The sequence below is a fragment of the Vineibacter terrae genome (assembly GCF_008039615.1).
GTDB classification, from domain to species: domain Bacteria; phylum Pseudomonadota; class Alphaproteobacteria; order Reyranellales; family Reyranellaceae; genus Vineibacter; species Vineibacter terrae.
Genome location: NZ_VDUZ01000101.1, coordinates 1 through 5,746, shown reverse-complemented (window position 1 = coordinate 5,746; position 5,746 = coordinate 1). Strand labels below are relative to the sequence as shown.

The window sequence follows — 5,746 nt, the reverse complement described above, 5'->3', positions numbered from 1 at the left end:
CCAGCGCCGCATCCGGCGCGTAGCGCCGGACACATGAGCGGCGCTGGAGCGCCGCGGCCCGGCCGTAAGCCCGCTACCGCGCCGGCAGGCCGAACAGCGCATAGGGTGCGCCGTATTCATCGGGCCAGGCGGCATAGGCGACATCGGTCGGCCCGATGACGAACGCACGCACCGTCCACTGGTCACGCTTCTGCAGCAGCGCGAAGACCGTGCCGCCGTCGAACATCCCCTCGCGGATCGCTTCGGCGTAGCGCGTGCGGCGGTAATCGATCTGGCTGCCGTCCCGGGCCTGCGGCACGACGATGGCGAATGCCCAGTCGTCCTGCTGGCGCAGTGTCTTGACGACGAACTGGACCGGCAGGCCCAGGTCGCGCTCGATCGCCGGCCGCAGCGCATCCAGCAGTATCTTGCGCAGCGTGTCTGCCGGCGCGATGTCGCGCGGCGGCGCGCCCTGGCCGGGCCTGGCCGGCTGCGCCGCTGCCGGAGCGGGCGGCAGCAGGGCGGCGGCCGCCAGCACCACGGCAAGGACAAGAAGCCGGCGCCGCGCGCAGCGCGCGGCAGGCGAGGCAGGGTGATCGCATCCGGCCCTGCCGTCATCCCGAGCGCAGCGAGGGATCTCCCGCGGCAAGGCGCACCGGGCGCTGTGCGCAGGAGATCCCTCGCTGCGCTCGGGATGGCGGAGGGCGCGGCAGTGTGGCCGTGCGTCCGGCGGCGTCGGCTGTGGCTCGTTCATGGCGATATCCTACGCACGTTTGCGCGTCGTCACGAGCGCGTGTTGCCGGCGCTCGGCGAACGTCGTCAGGAAGCGCGCCAGCTTGTGCGTCGCGTCAGTCGCGTCGTCGGCACGCAGCAGCATGCCGATCGGCTCGAAGGGCAGGGGCTGCGCCAGCGACACCTCGCGGACCTGCCCGGCATCGATCAGCTGGCGCGCGAAGCTCACGGGCAGGAGGCACAGCAGCTGCTCCTGCGTCAGCATCGCCCAGAGCATCGCCGAGACGTTGCTGACCACGGTGCTGGTGCGCGGCGGCGTCGGGCCATCGGCGAACAGCCGGTCGAAGGTCTGGCGGGCGGCTGTCGGCACCGGCGCCAGCAGCCATGTCGCGGCGCGCAGGGCCTCCAGGCCCACCCGGGTGCACCGCAGCAGGGGATGGCCCGGGCCGGCGACGACGGCGAAGCGGTCCGCCATCAGCGGCACGAAGCGCCAGCCCTCCGGCGTGACATCCGGGGCGCGGCACAGGGAGAGGTCGACATCGCCGTCGGCGATCATCGCCGCCTGCTGCAGCGGATCGGCCTCGCGCAGGCGCACCAGCACATCGGGATGGCGGCGGCTGAAGGGCGGCAGCGCGCGCACCAGCAGGCCCGATATCGCCGCCGTGATGGCGCACACGCGCACGACGCCGGTGGCGCGGTCCGTCATCGCCGCCACGCGCTCGGCGCTGTCGTCGATGCCGGCCAGGATGCGGCGCGCCAGCGGCAGCAGCGCCAGGCCCATCGGGGTCGGCCGCATGCCCCGCGCATGGCGCAGGAACAGCTTGCAGTCGAGCAATGTCTCGAGATCGGTGAGCGCATGCGTCACCGCCGGCTGCGTCAACCCGACCGCGTCGGCGGCGCGCTTGACGCTGCCCAGCTCGGCGACGCGCACCAGCACCTGCAGGTGGCGCAGACGGGCGCGGCCGATCAGGCGGTTGCGCAGGGCGGTGGCGTTGGCGCTCAAGCGAGGTATTCATAAGACTTATTGCAGGGCCTGTCATTCTATTCGTCACTTATCGCAAGGCATCGCACGGTGCGCTCCAAGACATCGAGGAGGAGACCACCATGCCGGACCAGCCTTCGCGGATGCCACGCCGCCGTGCCCTGCTTGCCTCGCTTGCCGCGGCCTCGGCGCTGGCGGCGCCGTCCCGGCTGACGGCGGCCCAGGACTATCCCGACCGGCCCATCACCCTGGTGGTGCCGTTCCCGCCGGGGGCGGTGACCGACCGCGTCGGCCGGTCGCTGGCGGCCGAGCTGGGCCGGCGGCTGGGCCAGCAGGTGATCGTCGACAATGTCGGCGGCGCCTCCGGCACCCTGGCCGGCAAGAAGGTCCTGGGCGCCCGCCCCGACGGCTACACCCTGCTGCTGGGGACCGTGAACGACATGGTGCTGGCGCCGATCGTGATGCGCGCCGGCTACGCCGCGAAGGACTTCACGCCCATCGCCAAGATGTTCCTGGTGCCGACCATCCTGGTCGCCAACCCGTCGCTGCCGGCCGATACGGCCGACGCGTTCATCGAATACGCGCGCCGGGCCCGCGGGCCGATCCAGCTCGGCGCCACCGGGCTGGCCACGCTGCAGACCTTCGGCGGGGTGATGCTGGCCGACGCCGCCGGCTTCAAGTTCGAGGTCGTGCCCTATCGCGGCGGCGGCCCGCTGCTGGCCGACCTGGTGGCCGGCCAGATCCAGGTCGCGACGATCTCGCTGTCGTCGGCACTCGCCCTGATCCGGCAGGGCAAGCTCAAGTCGCTGGGCCTCATCGCGCTGCGGCGCGATCCCACCGCGCCCGAGCTGCCGACGGTGAACGAAGGCCGGCTGGTCAGGGGCATCGAGGCCGATCTATGGGGCGGCCTGGCCGGACCGCCCGGCCTGGCGGCCGGCGTGCAGGCACGCCTGTCCGCCGTCGTGCGCGACATCCTGGCCGATCCCGCCTTCCGCGAGGCCGAGGCGCGCGCCGGCACCGTGCTGGCGCCTTACGCCGACCCGGGCGCCTTCGCGGCCTTCCTGGCGCGCGAGCACGACCGCCTGGCGGCGCTGGCCGCCACGGTGAAGGTCGAGTAGCGGCAATTCACGGCGGTGGCGGCGTGTACCGGGTGCCGGGGGTGCCGCCGACGCGGAAGTAGTATCCATCGCGGCGCCCCATGATCTCGCTGACGGGACGCCACCATGGCGGATCGGCGTTCGGGTTGCACCGCTTGCGGTCGGCCTCCCCCTCCTCCGAGCCGACACCGCCCCAGCCCAGCACCGCGACATCCGGCTTGGATTGCGGGTTGCCGCTGGTCGGCATGTCCACGCCAACCGCCTTCGAGCCGAAGTAGACGATCGCGATGCTGTTCATCTGGAAGCGGTTGACGAAGCCTTCGCAGACGCAGGCTCTCGCGAACATGTAGTTTTCCGCCGCCGCGACATCGAGATCGAGGGAGTTCGGCTGCGCCCCGGCCGCAGGCGGCAGATCACGCCAGGCTTTCAGGTTGATCCATGCCTGGCGGATTTTCCCGCAGCATGGGTCGCCGTTGTTGCTGGCCTTGGCAATCGCGTCGTTTATGATTTGCCGCACACGCACATTGTTGACCGCCATCGATAGTCCCTCCGCAACAGAGGAAGTTGCTGGACCTTCGCTTGCTTCCTTCGAGCACACCGACAGGTCGCGAGGATACGGTAGTGCCGCGTTCATCTTTCGGCGTCCTTCAGGTGGAGGAGGCCGGGCCAGAAAGTCGAGTCGAGCGCCGACAGCGGCCGGTCCGGACCCGGTGGTAAGGAGTTTTACTGCGGGCAATCTTCGTGCAGACTACGTGAGGCCATTGGCGTTGAGGTTTCCAAGCAACAATCGGGAGCGGGGCGATAGGCCGGACAAGCCCCACCGATGAGGAAATTCGATGACCGTCCAAGACGCAGACTCCACCACCGGTTCCGACGAGGCCGCGGCGGCGGAACCGACCTTTGACCGCCGCGGATTCATGGTCCTGGGCGCAGGCGGCCTGCTGGCGGCCGTGCTGCAGAGCGCCCGCCCGGCCGCGGCGCAAAGCGCCCAGCGGCGCGGGACCCTGGTCATCGCGCTGGATATCAGCGATGCCACCGGCCTCGACCCGGTGCGCGTCTACCAGTATTCCAACCCGCTGCCGACCCATGCCGCCTATGACGGGATGGTCACCTTCGATCCGGGTGATTCGGTCAACCTGAAGCCGGCGCTCGCCACCGAGTGGGTCTACCAGCCTGACGGGAAGACGGTGCGGCTGAAGCTGCGCACCGACGTGAAGTTCGCCTCCGGCAAGCCGATGACCGCCGAGGATGTCCGCTTCTCCTTCACCCGGCAGCTCAACATCAAGGACCAGCCCTGGCAGTACATCTCGCACATCCAGGAGGTGAAGGTCGTCGACCCTCACACGGTGGACATCGTGTTGAAGGACCCGTCGCTGCCGTTGATGACCATCATCGCCACCCCGGCCTTCGGCGTGCTGGAGAAGGCGGCGGTGATCGCCCATGGCGGCACCGATGCGCCGGACGCCAAGGAGAAGGACAAGGCCACCGACTGGCTGAATGAGAATTCCGCCGGCACGGGTCCGTACCGTCTGACCGGCTGGCAGCGCAACCAGCAGATCCAGATGGTGAAGAATCCCCATTATTGGAAGGGTGCTCCCGGCTACGACCGCGTTCTGATCCGCCACATGAGCGAGAGCGCGGCGCAGCTCCTGGCCATCCAGCGCGGCGACGTCGATGTGGCGTTCAATCTGATTCCGGAACAGATCGCCACGCTGAAGGGCGATCCCAACATCACCGTCGCGGGCATGACGAGCCTCGACTTCATCTACATGGCCGTGGTCGAGGCGCCGACCAACCCTGCGCTGCAGAACAAGCTGGCGCGCCAGGCCATCGGCTACGCCATCGACTACGACGGCATCATCAAGAACCTCATCGGCGGCAACGCCGTCCGCCCCGTGAGCTTCCTGCCGGTCGGCGTCAACGGCTCGACCGAGGCGCTGACCCGGGAGATCGGCTTCCGCGAAGACCTCGCGAAGTCGAAGCAGCTGCTGGCGCAGGCCGGCATGGCGGAGGGATTCAAGTTCCAGCTCGCCTACGGCAACGCCGCGATCGCCGGCGTCGGCTACCAGAACCTGGCGCAGAAGCTGCAGTCCGACCTGGCGCGCGTCGGCATCCGGGCCGAGCTGACGCCGATGGACCAGGTCAACATGCGGACCATGTACCTGGGTGGCAAGCTCGAGGCGGCCCTGACCTTCTGGAACCCGCCCGCGCCGGAGAACTGGCTGTGGAGCAGCGCCACGATCAACCGCGTGGCAGGCCGCGTGCATTGGAAGGTGCCCGAGGACGTCCGCAAGCTGGTGGCCGACGCGGGTGCGGAACGCGATCTGGCGAAGGCCGCGGCGCTCTACAAGCAATACCAGCAGGCGATGGTCGATGCGGCGCACCACTTCGTGCTGATCCAGCCGGTGTACCAGGTGGCGGTACGCAAGAGCGTGTCCGGCCTGCAATTGACGGCGGCAGGCTGGATGGCCGAGCTGGCCGGAGCCAAGCCCGTTTGATGCCACACGGCGTGCTCCCTCTGCGGCTGCGCGGGGGAGCGGGCAGGGCAATCGCATATGGCGCCATGAAAGCTGACCATAGAGACACAGAGGCACAGCGCAGCCGTTGGCCGCAACCAAATGGCGGAGGAGTGCTTCATGGTGAGCCTGTCGAACCATGAAGCGACGCACCACTGTCCGTGCGACGCCTTCATGGTTCGACAGGCCCATCATGAAGGCTACTCAAATCGCCGTGGCTTGCGAGGATTCTTGAGGTCAGTAGTACAGAGACGACACAGAGCAACGAAGGGCTGCGCGCCTTCGGTGCGCGGTGGCGTCTTCCTCTGTGTGACCTCTGTGTCTCTGTGCCTGAAAGGAAACAGAACTCACGCGGTCGTAGCCATGGGTGTGATTTCGACATGATATCCGAGGCTTGCGAGCTGTTTGACGAGGCGGTTGGTGCGACTCTGCTTGGAGCG

Annotated in this window: 5 protein-coding genes; 2 read left to right on the top strand and 3 right to left on the bottom strand. The window is 68.8% G+C overall.

The window, feature by feature from the left end; translation table 11 throughout:
• Positions 1-73 precede the first annotated feature (73 nt).
• Complete coding sequence (locus FHP25_RS40290) at positions 74-733, bottom strand: hypothetical protein (RefSeq protein ID WP_178134150.1); 660 nt, start codon at positions 731-733, stop codon at positions 74-76.
• Between the two features lie 9 nt (positions 734-742).
• Positions 743-1,714, bottom strand: coding sequence for a LysR family transcriptional regulator (locus FHP25_RS40285; RefSeq protein ID WP_147852658.1), 972 nt, complete (start codon positions 1,712-1,714; stop codon positions 743-745).
• A gap of 101 nt (positions 1,715-1,815) precedes the next feature.
• Between FHP25_RS40285 and FHP25_RS40280 the strand changes: the two genes are divergently transcribed.
• Positions 1,816-2,811: a Bug family tripartite tricarboxylate transporter substrate binding protein gene (locus tag FHP25_RS40280; protein WP_147852657.1), complete on the top strand. Its 996-nt coding sequence runs from the start codon at positions 1,816-1,818 to the stop codon at positions 2,809-2,811.
• A 7-nt stretch (positions 2,812-2,818) separates the two neighbouring features.
• Here the strand turns inward: FHP25_RS40280 and FHP25_RS40275 are convergent, their stop codons facing one another.
• On the bottom strand, positions 2,819-3,424 hold the full coding sequence (locus FHP25_RS40275; RefSeq protein ID WP_147852656.1) for a hypothetical protein: 606 nt from the start codon (positions 3,422-3,424) through the stop codon (positions 2,819-2,821).
• Positions 3,425-3,626: 202 nt separating this feature from the next.
• Between FHP25_RS40275 and FHP25_RS40270 the strand changes: the two genes are divergently transcribed.
• Entirely contained in the window at positions 3,627-5,288 is a 1,662-nt protein-coding gene (locus FHP25_RS40270; protein ID WP_147852655.1) for an ABC transporter substrate-binding protein, read from the top strand.
• Positions 5,289-5,746 lie beyond the last annotated feature (458 nt).